At 67.0% G+C, this 273-nt stretch carries 1 protein-coding gene; it reads left to right on the top strand.

Annotated features, from left to right (window positions below):
* Positions 1-273: acyl-CoA dehydrogenase family protein (locus SB822_RS57150; RefSeq protein ID WP_410859113.1), on the top strand; the 273-nt coding region annotated here is incomplete at both ends.

The following is a 273-nucleotide window of genomic DNA, read 5'->3' as shown; positions in this document are numbered from 1 at the left end:
CGCGATGGCGACGACTTCATCCTCAACGGCAACAAGATGTGGATCACCAACGGCCCGGACGCCGACGTGCTGATCGTTTACGCCAAGACCGATCCGGCCGCCGGTGCGCGCGGCATCACCGCCTTCATGATCGACACCGACCAGCCCGGCTTCGGTCGCGGCAAGACCGAGCCGAAGCTGGGCATCCGCGCCTCGGCGACCTGCGAGATCGAGTTCGCCGACTACGTGGCCCAGGCCGGGGACGTGGTCGGCAACGAGGGCGATGGCTTCAAG

This window comes from Paraburkholderia sp. SIMBA_054, assembly GCF_046534875.1.
GTDB lineage: Bacteria > Pseudomonadota > Gammaproteobacteria > Burkholderiales > Burkholderiaceae > Paraburkholderia > Paraburkholderia hospita.
This window is presented reverse-complemented; position numbering and strand designations above follow the sequence as displayed.